General features: G+C 46.4%; 17 protein-coding genes. 7 read left to right on the plus strand and 10 right to left on the minus strand.

Annotation, left to right across the window (positions count from 1 at the left end; translation table 11 throughout):
* Positions 1-5: 5 nt before the first annotated feature.
* Positions 6-1,280 carry an HlyC/CorC family transporter gene (locus ACJB0T_RS08760; RefSeq protein WP_479288689.1) on the minus strand — a complete coding sequence of 425 codons (1,275 nt, stop codon included), beginning with the start codon at positions 1,278-1,280 and terminating at the stop codon, positions 6-8.
* A 96-nt stretch (positions 1,281-1,376) separates the two neighbouring features.
* A complete protein-coding gene (locus tag ACJB0T_RS08765) occupies positions 1,377-2,171 on the minus strand; it encodes a cytochrome C assembly family protein (protein ID WP_112459445.1) in 795 nt (264 codons plus the stop codon).
* Positions 2,172-2,345: 174 nt separating this feature from the next.
* Between ACJB0T_RS08765 and ffh the strand changes: the two genes are divergently transcribed.
* The 5 genes from ffh to rplS all read left to right on the plus strand — a co-directional run bounded on the left by ffh (position 2,346) and on the right by rplS (position 5,977).
* Positions 2,346-3,731: a signal recognition particle protein gene (gene ffh / locus ACJB0T_RS08770; protein ID WP_479288690.1), complete on the plus strand. Its 1,386-nt coding sequence runs from the start codon at positions 2,346-2,348 to the stop codon at positions 3,729-3,731.
* Between the two features lie 239 nt (positions 3,732-3,970).
* On the plus strand, positions 3,971-4,219 hold the full coding sequence (gene rpsP, locus ACJB0T_RS08775) for a 30S ribosomal protein S16 (protein ID WP_042475851.1): 249 nt from the start codon (positions 3,971-3,973) through the stop codon (positions 4,217-4,219).
* Between the two features lie 46 nt (positions 4,220-4,265).
* Positions 4,266-4,796 (plus strand): ribosome maturation factor RimM, encoded by a 531-nt coding sequence (gene rimM / locus ACJB0T_RS08780; protein WP_479288691.1) that lies wholly within the window; start codon positions 4,266-4,268, stop codon positions 4,794-4,796.
* A gap of 35 nt (positions 4,797-4,831) precedes the next feature.
* Positions 4,832-5,581, plus strand: coding sequence for a tRNA (guanosine(37)-N1)-methyltransferase TrmD (trmD, locus tag ACJB0T_RS08785; protein WP_479288692.1), 750 nt, complete (start codon positions 4,832-4,834; stop codon positions 5,579-5,581).
* 42 nt (positions 5,582-5,623) lie between these two features.
* Positions 5,624-5,977 carry a 50S ribosomal protein L19 gene (gene rplS / locus ACJB0T_RS08790; protein ID WP_006074418.1) on the plus strand — a complete coding sequence of 118 codons (354 nt, stop codon included), beginning with the start codon at positions 5,624-5,626 and terminating at the stop codon, positions 5,975-5,977.
* Positions 5,978-6,087: 110 nt separating this feature from the next.
* Here the strand turns inward: rplS and yacG are convergent, their stop codons facing one another.
* From yacG to nadC, 8 genes are all read right to left on the minus strand, one after another.
* Complete coding sequence (gene yacG / locus ACJB0T_RS08795) at positions 6,088-6,282, minus strand: DNA gyrase inhibitor YacG (RefSeq protein WP_042475855.1); 195 nt, start codon at positions 6,280-6,282, stop codon at positions 6,088-6,090.
* 53 nt (positions 6,283-6,335) lie between these two features.
* Positions 6,336-7,076, minus strand: coding sequence for a cell division protein ZapD (zapD, locus tag ACJB0T_RS08800; protein WP_479288693.1), 741 nt, complete (start codon positions 7,074-7,076; stop codon positions 6,336-6,338).
* Between the two features lie 31 nt (positions 7,077-7,107).
* Positions 7,108-7,716 (minus strand): dephospho-CoA kinase, encoded by a 609-nt coding sequence (coaE, locus tag ACJB0T_RS08805; protein ID WP_479288694.1) that lies wholly within the window; start codon positions 7,714-7,716, stop codon positions 7,108-7,110.
* Positions 7,716-8,588 (minus strand): prepilin peptidase, encoded by an 873-nt coding sequence (locus ACJB0T_RS08810; protein WP_479288695.1) that lies wholly within the window; start codon positions 8,586-8,588, stop codon positions 7,716-7,718. Before ACJB0T_RS08810 ends, coaE begins: the two co-directional genes overlap by 1 nt.
* A 42-nt stretch (positions 8,589-8,630) precedes the next feature.
* Entirely contained in the window at positions 8,631-9,857 is a 1,227-nt protein-coding gene (locus tag ACJB0T_RS08815) for a type II secretion system F family protein (RefSeq protein ID WP_479288696.1), read from the minus strand.
* 16 nt (positions 9,858-9,873) lie between these two features.
* Positions 9,874-11,562, minus strand: a complete 1,689-nt coding sequence (pilB, locus tag ACJB0T_RS08820) for a type IV-A pilus assembly ATPase PilB (RefSeq protein WP_479288697.1) — start codon at positions 11,560-11,562, stop codon at positions 9,874-9,876.
* A 2-nt stretch (positions 11,563-11,564) separates the two neighbouring features.
* On the minus strand, positions 11,565-11,975 hold the full coding sequence (locus ACJB0T_RS08825) for a pilin (protein ID WP_479288698.1): 411 nt from the start codon (positions 11,973-11,975) through the stop codon (positions 11,565-11,567).
* Positions 11,976-12,274: 299 nt separating this feature from the next.
* Positions 12,275-13,165, minus strand: a complete 891-nt coding sequence (nadC, locus tag ACJB0T_RS08830; protein WP_479288699.1) for a carboxylating nicotinate-nucleotide diphosphorylase — start codon at positions 13,163-13,165, stop codon at positions 12,275-12,277.
* A 185-nt stretch (positions 13,166-13,350) separates the two neighbouring features.
* Here nadC and ampD point away from each other — a divergent pair, with 185 nt between their 5' ends.
* Complete coding sequence (gene ampD / locus ACJB0T_RS08835; RefSeq protein WP_479292181.1) at positions 13,351-13,914, plus strand: 1,6-anhydro-N-acetylmuramyl-L-alanine amidase AmpD; 564 nt, start codon at positions 13,351-13,353, stop codon at positions 13,912-13,914.
* 401 nt (positions 13,915-14,315) lie between these two features.
* Positions 14,316-15,083 (plus strand): pyruvate dehydrogenase complex transcriptional repressor PdhR, encoded by a 768-nt coding sequence (gene pdhR / locus ACJB0T_RS08840; RefSeq protein WP_479288700.1) that lies wholly within the window; start codon positions 14,316-14,318, stop codon positions 15,081-15,083.
* Positions 15,084-15,106: the final 23 nt, after the last annotated feature.

The raw sequence follows: 15,106 nt of genomic DNA on the forward strand, positions 1-15,106 counted from the left end.
GCTGATTAGCTCTTGCTTTTCGCTTTTGGGAAAACCTTGACCATCTTGATGCGGTTCTCTTCTAGCTCGACAATTTCCATCTGATGCTCAGCAACTTGCACACTTAGGTGACTCTCAGGAATATCTTCCAAGTATTCTAAGATAAGGCCATTTAGGGTGCGCGGTCCATCGGTCGGTAGCGTCCATTTCAGACCTTTGTTGATATCACGGATATTGGCACTGCCTTCAATTAAGAAGCTGCCATCACCTTGCGGTGTGATTTCATCGGACAGCGTTGGCGCCATCGATGTGGTGAACTCACCAACGATCTCTTCCAGGATATCTTCAAGCGTCACTAGACCGTTGATATCGCCATATTCGTCAACAATGAGGCCAATACGTTCTTTGTTGCGCTGGAACTTGAGCATCTGCACGTTGAGTGGCGTGCCTTCTGGAATGAAATACACCTCATCAGCACTGCGAAGTAGGGTCTCTTTCGTGAACTCATTCTTCTCTAGCATCAAACGATACGACTCACGTAGCCTGATCATTCCTACCACTTCATCAATTTGATCACGATACAGCACCACTCGGCCATGAGGAGAGTGGGTCAACTGGCGAACAATCGATTTCCAGTCATCATTAATGTTGATGCCGGTGATCTCGTTACGTGGGATCATGATGTCATTCACGGTCACGTGTTCAAGGTCGAGAATCGAAATCAGCATATCTTGGTGACGACGTGGGATAAGCGAGCCTGCTTCATTTACCACGGTGCGCAGCTCTTCCGAGCTCAAATGGTCTTCATCGTTATGATCGACTCGTAAGCCAAGTAAGCGGATAAAGCCGTTAGTAATGAAGTTAACCAGGATTACCAGGGGCGAGAGCAGTTTCATCAGGATGGTGAGTACGATACTGCTCATAAACGACACTCGCTCAGGATAGAGAGCGGCAAGTGTTTTTGGCGTGACTTCCGCAAACACCAAGATGACCATAGTCAGTGCACCGGTAGCGATTGCGACACCTAAGTCACCAAATAGACGCAGGCCAAGTACCGTAGCGATTGCAGACGCCAATATATTAACGAGGTTATTACCGATTAGGATCAGGCCGATGAGTCGGTCAGGGCGGCTAAGCAGTTTCTCAACGCGCTTTGCCCCTTTATGGCCTGTTTTAGATAAGTGTTTAAGTCTGTATCGGTTCAAAGACATCATCCCTGTCTCTGAACCTGAAAAATAGCCGGAAATTACAATTAGACCTGCAAGGATTGCAAATAAAATACCGGTCGAAATGTCGTCCAATGCCCTAGAATTCCTTTAGTTAATAGCTGGTTAATTTATGAACTACTTAATCCCTATTGTCAACGCGCCTTTAGTTGTAGTGCGTCTAAGGTCGACTTAGTTCAAGATGATCTCTCTTACAAAGCGGCTGCCAAAGTAAGCGAGAGTGAGAAGTGTGGCGCCCGCGACTGCAAACCATGTAACTTTTTTGCCGCGCCAGCCTTTTTGATAGTGTCCCCAAAGCAGCACTGAATAGACAATCCATGCTAACAATGACAATACGCCTTTGTGGGCTTTGCCTTGAGCAAACATATCTTGGACAAATACAAAACCTGTGATCAAGGTAGCGGTTAATAAGCCCGTGCCGATGAGGATGATATTGAAAAGTTGTCTTTCCACCATCATTAATGGAGGAAGGTTAGGGTTAATCGTTAGCGCTTTCTTGTTTTTCAGCTTGTGATCAAGCCACGCTAGTTGCAATGCATACAGTGCGCCAATAGACAGCGTCGAGTAAGAGAACAATGCCAATGAAATGTGAATCAACAGTTTCGGGTTGTGCTCTAGATGGGTAATAAAGGCCGTCGGCACAAACGCAGCCGCACTGAGATTGATTGCCGCGAAGCTGTAGACCACAGGAAGCAAGAACCAAATACGAGTTTTCACCATCGCGACGCTCATAAATAGCGAGATGATGAAGCTAATCAGTGAAGCGACGTTAAGAATACTTAGGTTCTGGCCGGTGCCACTGAAGATTAAGTCGCTGAGCAATACTGCGTGAAACGTCAGCGCGAGAACAGCACTAACCAGAACAGTTTTTGTACGGATCCCTACCTGGTTGACCAAGCCTGGGATGATTGTTGCGATGGCCAAGCCATAAAGTATGGCGGCCGCAATTGCGATTAAACTGTCCATTTTTCCTAAAAAATCGATTGCTTAGAGCACGAATTATACCCTGCATCGTCCTATTGGGCTACGTCAGATGTAAAAACTATTGACTCGTATTTGATCTTGTTAGATATGACTCTCACTGCTGGCTAAGGTATACTCACTGCAATTGATCGCCCAGTTTGAAGCGAAGAGAAAGAAATGTTTGAGAATTTAACGGATCGTCTATCCAAAACGCTGAAGAACATCAGCGGTAAAGGTCGTCTGACCGAAGACAACATCAAAGACACGCTACGCGAAGTTCGTATGGCGCTACTTGAGGCGGACGTTGCTCTGCCAGTTGTTCGTGAGTTTATCAAAGGTGTTAAAGAGCGCGCTGTTGGTGTTGAGGTGTCTAAATCACTCACGCCAGGTCAGGAGTTCATCAAGATTGTTCAAGCTGAGCTTGAGCAAGTCATGGGGGAATCGAATGAAGCGCTTGACCTTGCTGCGCAGCCGCCAGCTGTCATTCTTATGGCGGGTCTACAAGGTGCCGGTAAAACCACCAGTGTAGGCAAGCTCTCTAAGCTTCTAAACGAGCGCGAGAAAAAGAAAGTATTGGTTGTGTCTGCCGACGTTTACCGTCCAGCGGCAATCAAGCAGCTTGAAACGCTAGCTGGTGATGTGGGTGTGGACTTCTTCCCATCGACAGCCGATCAAAAGCCTATCGATATTGCTAATGCTGCAATCGAGCACGCTAAGAAGAAATTCTACGACGTACTGATTGTCGATACCGCAGGTCGCTTAGCGGTTGACCATGAAATGATGGATGAAATCCAGCAGCTTCATACGGCAATCAACCCAGTTGAAACTCTGTTCGTGGTTGATGCCATGACAGGTCAAGATGCGGCGAACACGGCGAAAGCCTTCGGTGATGCACTGCCACTAACAGGTGTAATCCTGACTAAGGTGGATGGTGATGCACGTGGTGGTGCGGCACTTTCAGTTCGCCATATCACAGGCAAACCAATCAAGTTCTTGGGTGTGGGTGAGAAGACCGACGCACTCGAACCGTTCCACCCAGATCGCGTGGCTTCACGTATCCTAGGTATGGGTGACGTCCTTTCTCTTATCGAAGACCTTCAGCGCAATGTCGATACTGAGAAAGCAGAGAAAATGGCGAAGAAGTTCAAGGAGAAGAAAGGCTTTGACCTTGAAGACTTCCGCGAACAACTTGGCCAGATGCAGAACATGGGTGGCATGATGGGCATGATGGACAAGCTTCCAGGCATGTCTAACCTGCCAGACAACGTCAAAGATAAAGTTGACGACAAGATGTTCAAGCAGATGGAAGCCATCATCAACTCGATGACCATGAAAGAGCGTCAGCGTCCTGAGCTTATTAAAGGTTCTCGCAAAAAACGTATCGCGGCAGGTTCTGGTACTCAGGTACAAGATGTGAACCGCCTGCTCAAGCAATTCACCCAGATGCAGAAGATGATGAAGAAGATGCAGAAAGGTGGCATGCGCGGCATGATGCGTAATATGCAGGGCATGATGGGTGGCATGGGCGGTATGGGCGGCGGTGGTAATCCGTTTGGCCGATAATCTCGCGATTCGAGAAGGGTAATAGAGCGAGTGAAAGCAACTCATTGATCTTTCAAACTGTTATCCAGCTCACATCTTCACCAGCGCCCAAAAACTGGTGAAAAAATAGCTAAACCCCTTGCAATGCCTCGGAATAAGAGTAAAATTCCGAGGCTTTATTTTGGCACGAGACCTCAGGTTGCTCATTTGAGAAACATTTCTGAGGTCATTTTTATTATTGAGAAAGCAAAGAGGACGATATGGTTACCATTCGTTTGGCACGTCACGGCGCTAAGAAGCGTCCATTCTATCAAATCGTAGTAGCGGACAGCCGCAATGCAGCAACTGGCCGTTTCATCGAGAAAGTGGGTTTCTTTAACCCAACTGCTAAAGGTCAAGAAGAAGGTCTACGTCTAGACCTAGAGCGCGTTAACCACTGGGTTGGTCAAGGCGCAACAGTTTCTGACCGCGTTGCTAAGCTAGTTAAAGACGCTCAAAAAGCGGCTTAATTCTAGTTAAGTAAGCAGTATGTCGTCGATGAAAGGTAAAGACACAATGAGCAATCAAGACGAAAGAATTGTTGTAGGTAAATTTGGTTCTACTTACGGCATTCGCGGATGGCTTAAGGTGTTTACCTACACAGACAATCCTGAAAGTATTTTCGATTACAGCCCTTGGTATATTAACCAAAAGGATGAATGGGTAGAGTACAAAGTCGAAAGTTGGAAGCGCCATAACAAAGGTATGGTGTGTAAACTAGAAGGTCTTGAGGTTCGTGAAGAAGCTCACCTACTGACCAACTTTGAGATTGCGATCGACCCAGCTGTGCTACCAGAGCTGTCAGAAGATGAATTCTACTGGCGCGAATTGTTCGGTATGAAAGTAGTGACCACGAAAGGTTATGACCTAGGGGAAGTAACTGACATCATGGAAACGGGTTCGAACGATGTTTTGGTTGTGAAAGCAAATCTGAAAGATGCTTTTGGGCAAAAGGAACGGTTAGTACCGTACCTTGAAGAGCAAGTGATCAAAAATGTTGATCGCGAAGCTCAACGGATCGAAGTTGACTGGGATCCTGGATTCTAATTCATTTTTAGTAACTCAATAGAGCGAGAGAACAGATGTGGGTTGGCGTAATTAGCCTGTTTCCAGACATGTTCCGCAGCGTTACTGATTATGGAGTAACAGGTCAAGCGGTTAAAAAAGGTCTACTGTCGATTGAGACATGGAATCCTCGTGATTTCACTCACGACAAACATCGCACTGTCGATGATAGACCTTACGGTGGTGGTCCTGGCATGTTGATGATGGTGCAGCCATTGCGCGATGCCATTCACGCAGCCAAACAGGCATCACCGGGTAAGACGAAAGTCATTTACCTTTCTCCTCAAGGTCGCAAGCTCGACCAAGCTGGGGTAGAAGAACTAGCGAAAAACGACAACCTTGTGTTGATTTGTGGACGCTACGAAGGGGTAGATGAGCGCATCATCCAAACTGAGGTTGACGAAGAATGGTCAATCGGAGATTTTGTGATGACTGGTGGGGAAATCCCAGCCATGACGCTAATCGACTCAGTCTCACGGTTTGTTCCGGGAGTACTAGGCGATTTTGCTTCAGCAGAAGAAGATTCTTTTGCAAATGGTTTGTTAGATTGCCCGCACTATACGCGCCCTGAGGTGTTAGAAGATTTAGAGGTACCAAGTGTCCTCAAGTCTGGCAACCATAAGGATATTCGTCGCTGGCGACTAAAACAGTCGTTAGGCCGTACTTGGCTAAGAAGACCGGAGCTCCTGGAAAACCTAGCTCTGACTGACGAACAGGAACAATTACTTGCCGAGTTCATTAAAGAAACTCGAACTAACAGCAAGTAACCTATTTAATTTAGTATCAGTTTATTCTAGGAATTTAAGAACATGAGTAACATCATCAAGGCTCTTGAAGAAGAGCAAATGAAATCAGGCCTACCTAAATTTGCACCAGGTGACACTGTTGTAGTTCAGGTTAAAGTAAAAGAAGGTGACCGTGAGCGTCTACAGGCTTACGAAGGCGTTGTAATCGCTATCCGTAACCGTGGTCTTCACTCTGCTTTCACTGTTCGTAAGATCTCGAACGGCGAAGGTGTTGAGCGTACGTTCCAAACTCACTCTCCAATGGTTGATAGCATCGAAGTTAAACGCCGTGGTGCAGTACGTCGTGCCAAGTTGTACTACCTACGTGAGCGTTCTGGTAAGTCTGCTCGTATCAAAGAGAAACTTGCTAAGAAGTAATGCTATTTTACTAGCGTTCTCAAAGATTAAGCGGAGTCCTTGGACTCCGCTTTTTTTATGTCTGAGATTTAAAGGCATAAAAAAAGAGCCTCCGACGGAGGCTCTAGGTATTAGTAATTATCTTCCGACCAGCCATCGCTGTCCGACATATCTGGTGCGCCCGGAATGGTGTTTTCTTCATCCGCCCACTCACCAAAATCAATCATTTGGCACTGCTTAGAGCAGAATGGACGAAACGGGCTCTCTTCGCCCCATACCACGTCTTTTTGACACTGTGGACATGGGACAACAGTTGGTTTACTCATAATAATTCCTGAGTGTGACAGTTCACTGAGTTTGCAGTCAAATGAGTTGGAGGTTAACTGCAAATCGCTAATTCAAATTCAACATCGTTAGGGTAGGCTTGCCCTGACTCAAAAGCAATAAACTTCACCGTAAAGCGGCTCTTATGGCCTGATACCATTGGGTAAACGCCGTAATGCATTGGAATATTGAGTCTGATGATATTCGCCTCTTCAGCCTCACTTTGAAGCAGACCTGAACGCGCAATTTTCGGTTTAAAGCGACCGGTTTCACGAGTGAGTTTTAGCCACAAGTGCAGCGCGTTCATCAGAGGCTTGAGTGACGCCAACCACATTTCAGCATCATGCATACGCTTGTCGATAGGCAAATGCAGCCAGTGATGCAGTGTTGGCAAGTCAAAACAGCATGCGCCACCTGGCAACCCAAAACGCTGACGAATCGCGCTCAAGAATCGGTCTTCTTTAAAAGACTGACCGAAACGTTCTGCGCCCATCAGTTCACGGTGCACGCTGTCGAGATCGCCTAAGATCGACCCAAGCATCTCTTGATCGACATCGTCGATATTGAGCCAGGCTCTATAGGTTTGTCGCTGTTTTTCAAGATCCTTAGCCAGCTCGCTCTTAAGTTGGATCTGCTCAAAAATCTCTAGTAAATCAAACAGAGACTTAAAGAAGATCTGGTGCTGGTAGTTATCTGAAAAAGACGAGGAATGCTGTAGCTGTCTCAGTAGAGATTCAACTCTTAGGTATATTCTGGTTTTTTCGTTAAGAGGGTGTTCGAATCTATTTGTGATCATGTGCTAGCCTTTAAACGCTTCCTTGCTATTTTCACCGATTTTTACCGCATAATGCTAGGTACTTTTGGTGCAATTGTGTGACTTGGGGCAAAAGTTGAGCGTTGTCAGTATTATTATCAATCACATCATCTGCATGCATTAGCCGGGTATCTCTATCGACTTGTGCTTTGAGTATAGAACGCACCTGTTGTTCGGGCACCCCGTCACGTGTCATTGTTCGGTAAATTTGTGTGTCAGCGGCGACATCGACCACAAGCACGCGGTCGGCCATGCTTTGTAAACTGTTCTCGATGAGTAGAGGAACCACGAGCAAGGTGTATGGGCTGCTCGAAGCATTAAGACGTTGCTGCATTTGCTGGCGGATCATCGGGTGCAGTAAGTTGTTTACCCACTGCTTTTCCTCATCATTGGCAAAGATGCGTGCTCTAAGCGCTGCGCGATCCAATGCGCCATCAGTTTGCAAAATATCACGACCAAAATGCTGTGCTAATGCATTTAAACCTTCAGAGCCAACCTCAACTACGTCGCGCGCTACAACGTCTGCATCGACAAGGTCGATACCAAACTCATGATGAAACAGGTTGGCCACGGTGGTTTTTCCGCTCGCAATACCACCCGTTAAGCCGACTACAAATCCCACTAGTATACTCCCGTTACCGTCGCCAAATAGAAGTGCGTGATGGCATCGCCCCATAGCGCACTAACCCAGCCAGCAATCGCTAGGTAAGGGCCAAACGGAAACGCCACATCTAAACCTTTGTTTTGCATTCTAAGCTGAATTAAACCAAACACAACGCCAACAACCGAGGAAAGTAAAATAATCATTGGTAGGTGTGCCCAGCCGAGCCAGGCGCCCAGAGCGGCGAGTAGCTTAAAATCGCCATAGCCCATACCTTCCTTGCCAGTTAGCAGCTTAAACAGCCAATAGACAGACCAGAGGCAAAGGTAGCCCGCGATAGCGCCAATCACAGATTCTTGCAGAGTGATTGGAGAGATGCCGAACAAGGCGAGGGCAATCCCTGCCCAAAGTAGAGGCATGGTGAGCTGATCGGGTAGCAGCATAGTATCAAGGTCGATAAAGGTTGCTGCGATAAGCACAAATGTCATGGCAATCAGCGCCACACTGTAGAAGCTAAAACCCAGCTGCCAAGCCACAGTAGCACTAAGAACCGCAGTAAGAAGCTCGACAAGCGGATAGCGGATGCTGATTTTGCTCTCGCAGTGACGGCAGCGACCTTTGAGTAACAGCCAGCTTAATAGCGGAATATTGTCGATAATGCGAATGGGCGTTTTACATGACGGGCAACTGCTGCAGGGAATGCTGAGATCAAAACGTCCCTCTGGCGGCGTTATCTTGTATTCAGGGAAGGCTTCTGCACACTCTTCGCGCCAGCCGCGCTCCATCATGATAGGCAATCGATGGATCACCACGTTGAGAAAGCTTCCGACAATTAAGCCAAGAATGGCTGCGAATACAACAAACAACCAAGGGTAATAAATCAACACGTCCATTTGCGGCTACACAGGAAATAAATCAATAAGTTAATGTCTATGTTAGCCTATTACGGTCATTAAGTTAAAGATAGGAAGGTACATTGCGACCACAAGCCCACCAACGAGGGTTCCTAGAAAAACAATGATAAAGGGCTCGAGGATCTTGCCTAGGTTATCCACGGTATTATCGACTTCCGCTTCATAAATAGCCGCCACCCGATTGAGCATGTCATCAAGGGTGCCGGACTCTTCACCAATCATTACCATTTGCAGTACCATTTCAGGAAAGGCATCAGCTTGACGCATCGCTAGGTGGATTGGTGTACCAGCGACAATATCGGAGTGGATAGATTGAATCACCTGTTGGTAGTAGAGATTATCCGCGGTTTTCGCGCTGGCTTGTATGCTCGACAGTATTGGAATGCCGGCGCTAAAGCTGGTGGATAGGGTACGACTGAACTTAGCTATGGAGGCTTTCGTGATCACTTGGCCTATGATAGGAATCCGTAATACAAGGCGGCTAGTGTAAAGCTGCACGCTAAAACTGCGCTGACGAGCGACCTTTAGACCAAAAGTGGCGAGAATAAACAGGTTAATACTCAAAAAGCCATTTTGTTGAAACCACGCTGAAAGACTGAGCACTTGCTGGGTAAACCAAGGAAGGTCGGCATTGAAGCCGCGAAACATCGACTCAAATTCCGGGACTACAGTGGTGAGCATCAGGTAGGTAACACCAAGTGACACGAGTAAGATCATCACAGGATAAATCAGCGCTTTGACGACTTTTGATCGCAGCATTTCTTGCTTTTCTCGATAATCGGCCAAGCGCTCAAACACACCGGCTAGGTTGCCTGAGTTTTCTCCAGTGGCGACCATATCCACATAAAAGCTATCAAAATGGCGACTTGCCACCTGCATCACGCGTGAAATCGGCGTACCCGCTTCCAGTCCTTTGCTGATTTGGGAGAGTATTGATTTCATTTCCGCTTTGGCCTGATTGTCGGCAATCAGTTTGATGGCATGAACAATGGGAATACCTGTACTGAGCATGGTGGCAAGCTGACGGGTAAGGATGGTGATGTCTTTGCCTTTGATGCGCTGAGTCAGCTTAGTCCAAGTAGAAATACTGCGTTTTTTAAGCTTACGAACCTGAATATGTTGCTGTTTAAGGGTTTCGCGCGCCTCAGGCTCAGTCAATGCCAGTGTTTGACCTGAGACTTTCTGTCCTTGGCTGTTAACACCTTTCCAGTGAAACGCTTTGAGTGTTGGTTCTAACTTTTTAACCATACTACTTAACCCATGATTAGAAGTAGAGCACGCGCTGCAACTCTTGATAGCTGGTCACGCCATCTCGAAGCTTCTCAATGCCCGATTGTTTGAGGGTGGTCATTCCTTGAGATTGTGCCAACGCTTCGATCTCTTGCATGCTAGCGCCGGTAAGCAGAGCATTGGCGATGTCATGAGTGCACTCCATCACTTCATAAATGCCTGTACGCCCCAAGTAGCCATAGTTGCAGTGATTGCAGCCTTGCTCGCTTGCTTGATAGACAAGTTCATCGTCATTAATGGCGAGGGATTGACGTAGTGCCGGGGACATAGGGTCGATGACCTTGCAGTGCTGACATAGCTTGCGTGAAAGGCGCTGGGCAATGATGAGCGATAGTGAGGAGGCGAGGTTAACGCTTTCTACACCCATGTTTTTTAGTCGTATGACTGTCTCAGCAGCAGAGTTAGTGTGCAGGGTAGAAAGTACTAAGTGACCGGTTTGCGCGGCTTTCACGGCAATCTCCGCCGTTTCAATATCACGGATCTCACCCAGCATCACCACATCCGGATCTTGACGTAAAAAAGATCGCAGTGCGGTGGAAAAATCAAAACCGATCTTAGGATTGATTTGAACCTGATTGATCCCATCAAGGTGGATCTCAACCGGATCTTCGGCGGTAGATACGTTGCGTTCAGCGGTATTGAGAATATTCAGTCCGGTATACAAAGAAACGGTTTTACCGCTTCCAGTCGGCCCTGTCATTAAGATCATACCCTGCGGCTTTTTCAGCGCGGCAAAGTAGAGAGATTTTTGCAGTGCGTTATAACCCAGTTGATCGATATCGAGATTGGCAGAGTCACCATCCAGTAGTCGCAATACGATCTTCTCACCCCACATCGTAGGCAGGGTCGATACCCGCATGTCTATCGAAGCACTCTCCGATAATCTCAGCTTCAAGCGTCCATCTTGTGGTAATCGGCGTTCAGCGATGTCCAGTTTCGCAAGGATCTTGATCCTCGCCGCCAAACGTCGACTAAGCTGCGTGGCGGGCTGGTGGGTTTCAATCAAGATCCCATCACAACGTAGGCGTATTCGGTATAGATGTTCATAGGGCTCGAAATGGATATCAGAAGCCTTTTTGCGCACCGCATCCATGAGAACCTGATGGATAAAGCGACTGACCGGAGAGTCATCTTGGGAGAGATCTTCGATGTTGTCGATCTCCGCGTCACTAACTTGGACTAGATTGGCGAGATCGTCGGAGGTGAGTTGTTTAGCGTTGGATCCACCGTCTAGCTTCCCTTCGCCGTAGAGACGACGTATTGCCGCTCGAATACTTTGACAGTTGGCTATGACAAGCTCAACTTGCATACCCGTAGCGAAGCGAAAATCGTTCTCAATTTGAACTATTGAGGGATCTGAGACCGCAACAATAAGTGTGCCATTTTTTTGCTCTATGGGTATTGCATGATTACTTAGAATTTGGTCTCTCAATCCTAGTTTTTTACAAAGAGGTAAGTATTCATATTCATCAATATCTCTTACAGGCAAACTAAGCAAATTGCTTAGTTTGCCTGTGACTTGGCTTTGGGAAAGGTAGCCAAAGTGAACAAGCCCCTCAGTCACAGATAGTTGGCTTTGACTTATCCATTCAATAACAGAGCTACTTTGCTCTTTGGAAATAACTCCTGTTTGAAGTAGTAATTGTAACAATGTTGATTGCACTATTAGCTACATCCTCTTGGTCTTAAGCTTTGCTCTATAGTTGAGCTACACGACCACCCTCCATTTGCGCCTCTTTGGAGAGTAACAGTTTTACCTTTAACTTGGGGGCTTGCATTTACAAAAGATGCGATCACACTTCCTGCTCCGCTTGTAGATGGGCTTACATTTATGCTGCCTAATGCAAAACTCGGAACTGAAACGGAAGCCGCTACTGGGAATGTACCAAAATCAACGGCATGCATTTCTATTTCTGTTTTGAGTGCGGTTAGTGTTGCGAGAGCTGATGCAGCCTCACTTTTGGCCACATACTTTTGATATTGGGGAACAGCCACCGCCGCCAACACCCCAATCACAGCCACCACAATCATCAACTCAATCAAGGTAAAACCTTGCTGCTTTGTTGTTTTTTTCATTTTTCATCCTTAATAAATTAGTTGCACAAAACGAACATACTCTTGAGGTTTACCCCAATAAAGTTAATGACTTAGCACGCTAGAGCCGGTTCTAAAAAATGTAGAGGCGTTGCAGTAAGTTGCAGTTTGAATGCGAGTGATATTGAAGTGATAGGACTAGCACTGATTGATAAATAGTCAGTAAAAACAGTGAATCACTGAGCAATGAGATCAAAAAAGCGAAGCCATTTGCTTCGCTTTCTATAGATTTTCTGACCCTTATTCCCAAGGACCAAGGACCAAGGACCAAGGACCGGTTTTTAACCCTTAAACCTCATCGACAAATCCATCGCCTTAAGATGCTTCGTCAACGCACCAACAGAAATGTAGTCGACGCCTGTTTCAGCAAACTCAGCGATAGTGTCCATGGTAACATTGCCTGAGTTTTCAAGTGCCGCGCGGCCAGCGTTGATTTCAACGGCTTTGCGCATCATGTCGGTGGTGAAGTTGTCGAGCATGATGATGTCTGCGCCTGCATCAATCGCTTGTTGTAGCTCTTCCAGTGATTCAGTTTCTACTTCAACTGGTTTGCCTGGGTTTAGCTGCTTAGCGGTTTCAATGGCTTTAGTGATGCCGCCACATGCGATGATGTGGTTCTCTTTAATTAGGTAAGCATCAAATACACCGATACGGTGGTTGTAACCGCCGCCACAAGCCACGGCGTATTTTAGTGCGCTACGCAGACCCGGGATGGTTTTACGAGTATCAAGTAGGCGACATTCAGTATGAGCGATTTTTGCCGCGTACTCTGCCGTTACTGTTGCACAGCCTGATAGCGTTTGGATGAAGTTCATCGCGTTGCGCTCTCCAGTCAGTAGCGTGCGCGCAGGGCCTGTTAGCGTACAAAGCACTTGGTTTGGCTCAACCTTGTCGCCATCTTGCACGTGCCATTCAATACTGACTTCGCCGCCAAGCTGTTTAAACACTTCATCAGCCCACATCTGTCCGCAAAATACGCCGTGCTCACGAGTGATGAGCGTTGCCACGTTTTGGGCATCTGCTGGGATCAGGCTTGCCGTGATATCTGAGGTGACATCCAGTGTTCCACCCAAATCTTCACGAAGCGTGTCGGCCACGGCACGTGTGATTTCTGAAGGAAGTTGCTGCTTTAGATATTCAAGACGTTCTAGGCTGTTATGTGTGTTTTTCATCGCTTAACGTGTTTAGTGGGGGAACGAAGTGGGCATGATACTCTTGCTTGTGCGGAATTTCAGCATCAAATCTCGCATTTTATTGGCCGTCGGATAAAATCAAAGCGATAGCGATGTAGATGAGCTCAAAATATATGCAAAACCAAGATAGAACCTATGCCACTCAAGCCGCGGTTACTGACGTTATGCCAGATATTGTTTCAGGTGTTATCGATGAGCAGGGGTGGTATCCACGAGCAAGGCGAGTGCCTTCTCCTCATTTTGATGACAGACCTGATGAGGAAGATGTCTCCTTACTGGTAGTGCACAACATTAGCCTTCCTCCAGGGCAGTTTGGTGGTGGCTATATTGAAGACTTTTTTCTAGGCAAGCTTGATGTGGCTATCCATCCTTTTTTCCACGTGATTAAGGACCTGCGTGTTTCCGCCCATTGTTTAATAAGGCGAGATGGTGAAGTGGTTCAGTTTGTCCCTTTTCATGCCAGGGCGTGGCATGCGGGCATGTCGAGCTTTGCAGGCCGAGCAAGGTGCAATGATTACTCGATTGGTATTGAGCTTGAAGGCACAGATTATGTGGCCTATACCGAAGCGCAGTATCAAAGCTTGCAGCGATTAACCTTGTCACTTCAAGCGCGTTATCCAGCAATGACTCGTGAACGTATCACTGGGCATCAATACATTGCGCCGCTTAGAAAAAGTGACCCTGGTCTCGTTTTTGATTGGCGTCGTTTCAAAAACTCTCTGTCATAAAAGATTCACTCTACCTCTTAGTGTCGATTTCGTGGCTGTATTGCCGCGCCACGAAATATTTTGTTATGCAAATTATTAATAACCAGTGATGCGGTTATTTCTTTCTTGATATTGGTCAATTTCCTTTGTCTGACAAATAAAGATCTTTGTTATTGATTTATAAGGATTTCTATAGCACAAGAATTCCTCCATAAGTTTCCTGTATGTAATTGGTCTGACCATGAGTGTTGATGTTTTAATCTATAAATGTTTCATCAAGGTTAATATAAGGCCAATTCTATGATGTGAATCAATTTTCCACTAGACATTGGTGTTTTAAATGTGTTAATTTTTACCCCAACTTATAAATTGGTAATACCAATTAACAGCTCAAGAAAGTAGAAGAAAAAAGAATAATAGTTATGGCTTATCAAAGGATCCGTCAGCCGAAGCTTTCGGATGTTATCGAGCAAGAATTGGAACGCTTGATTGTTGAAGGGACACTTTCAGCAGGACAGCAGCTTCCACCTGAACGCGAGCTGGCAAAGCAATTTGATGTTTCTCGTCCTTCTATTCGAGAAGCTATTCAGCGACTTGAAGCGAAAAAGCTTCTTACTCGTCGTCAAGGTGGTGGCACGTTTGTTAGCGAGAACATCTGGAAAAGCTTCTCAGATCCCTTGTTAGACCTTCTATCTTCTCACAACGAAACTCAGCTAGACTTGCTTGAGGCTCGTCATGCTATGGAAGGTATTTCTGCTTACTTTGCCGCTTTACGTGGCACTGATGAAGATTTTGCTCAAATCGAGACGTGTCTAAACAACATTCGCATCGCTCAAGAAGCGGATGATGTGGAAGCTGAAGCTTCCGCTGTGATGGCATTTCTGGTAGCACTTACGGAAGCGGCACACAACGTTGTGTTACTGCATATCGTGAGAAGTTTAGCACCACTACTTGAACAAAATGTTCTACAGAATTTAGAGCTATTACATCGCCGTTCTGAGGTGGTGGAGAAAGTCAGTAAACACCGAGCTAATATTGTTGAAGCGATCGTCGCTGGGCAGCCAGAAAAGGCGCGTGAGATGTCGCATTCACATTTAGCTTATATCGAAGAAACATTGTTGGATTTGACGCGGGAAGAGTCTCGTCGAGAGCGCTCTCTAAGACGAATTCAACAAGATAGTGATTCTTAATACTAGAAACGCTTACTTTAATT

This window comes from Vibrio sp. CB1-5, from assembly GCF_059412285.1.

Bases quoted from the DNA above. Each gene is read 5' to 3' on its own strand.
- ACJB0T_RS08765 (WP_112459445.1), bottom strand. From the start codon at position 2,171: ATGGACAGTTTAATCGCAATTGCGGCCGCCATACTTTATGGCTTGGCC.
- ffh (WP_479288690.1), top strand. From the start codon at position 2,346: ATGTTTGAGAATTTAACGGATCGTCTATCCAAAACGCTGAAGAACATC.
- rpsP (WP_042475851.1), top strand. From the start codon at position 3,971: ATGGTTACCATTCGTTTGGCACGTCACGGCGCTAAGAAGCGTCCATTC.
- rimM (WP_479288691.1), top strand. From the start codon at position 4,266: ATGAGCAATCAAGACGAAAGAATTGTTGTAGGTAAATTTGGTTCTACT.
- trmD (WP_479288692.1), top strand. From the start codon at position 4,832: ATGTGGGTTGGCGTAATTAGCCTGTTTCCAGACATGTTCCGCAGCGTT.
- rplS (WP_006074418.1), top strand. From the start codon at position 5,624: ATGAGTAACATCATCAAGGCTCTTGAAGAAGAGCAAATGAAATCAGGC.
- yacG (WP_042475855.1), bottom strand. From the start codon at position 6,282: ATGAGTAAACCAACTGTTGTCCCATGTCCACAGTGTCAAAAAGACGTG.
- zapD (WP_479288693.1), bottom strand. From the start codon at position 7,076: ATGATCACAAATAGATTCGAACACCCTCTTAACGAAAAAACCAGAATA.
- ACJB0T_RS08810 (WP_479288695.1), bottom strand. From the start codon at position 8,588: ATGGACGTGTTGATTTATTACCCTTGGTTGTTTGTTGTATTCGCAGCC.
- ACJB0T_RS08815 (WP_479288696.1), bottom strand. From the start codon at position 9,857: ATGGTTAAAAAGTTAGAACCAACACTCAAAGCGTTTCACTGGAAAGGT.
- ACJB0T_RS08825 (WP_479288698.1), bottom strand. From the start codon at position 11,975: ATGAAAAAAACAACAAAGCAGCAAGGTTTTACCTTGATTGAGTTGATG.
- nadC (WP_479288699.1), bottom strand. From the start codon at position 13,165: ATGAAAAACACACATAACAGCCTAGAACGTCTTGAATATCTAAAGCAG.
- ampD (WP_479292181.1), top strand. From the start codon at position 13,351: ATGCCAGATATTGTTTCAGGTGTTATCGATGAGCAGGGGTGGTATCCA.
- pdhR (WP_479288700.1), top strand. From the start codon at position 14,316: ATGGCTTATCAAAGGATCCGTCAGCCGAAGCTTTCGGATGTTATCGAG.